This is a genomic window from Flavobacterium sp. RSSB_23, from assembly GCF_051547145.1.
Lineage (GTDB): Bacteria > Bacteroidota > Bacteroidia > Flavobacteriales > Flavobacteriaceae > Flavobacterium.
The window spans coordinates 1-497 of record NZ_JBPTTO010000056.1 but is presented as its reverse complement, the minus strand read 5'-3'; the positions used below and the strand labels follow the sequence as shown (position 1 = coordinate 497).

General features: G+C 41.0%; 1 pseudogene. It reads right to left on the bottom strand.

The features are described 5' to 3' along the window. Positions 1-497: pseudogene (locus ACSVH9_RS16350) on the bottom strand (hypothetical protein); the annotation flags it as partial.

Here is a 497-nt window from a genome sequence, read left to right as displayed (position 1 = left end):
GCGATTACCTCAATTGTGATTCTAGCATCATTGCAATTGCTTGGATTTAATGTCTCACAAATACGGTAATCGATAAAGTAATTTCCTGCTGTGGTACCCGCTGGTATGCTCACTTGTCCTGTCGTTACATCCATAAACGGTACTGCTCCTCCATTGATTGGATTCGCCGGTGAGATGATACTTGCTTGAATTTCTGATGTTTTTACTAGACTACCGTTTAAGGTATCATTCGTAAAGGCATTGATGGCATTGGTTTGACCTACATAACCGTTGATGTTTACAATGGCATCGTCGTTCGCAACGATTACTGGTGCTACTACTTGTAGTGTTACTGTAGCTTGGTCACAAACTCCTACGTTTACTTTTTGACAAATTTGGTAAACAATGGAATAAGTGCCTGCAGATGTGCCTGATGGTACATTCACTAAACCTGTTGTTACATCCAATACCGGAACATTTCCTGTTCCTATTGCTGTGGCTGGGGTAACTAAACTAAG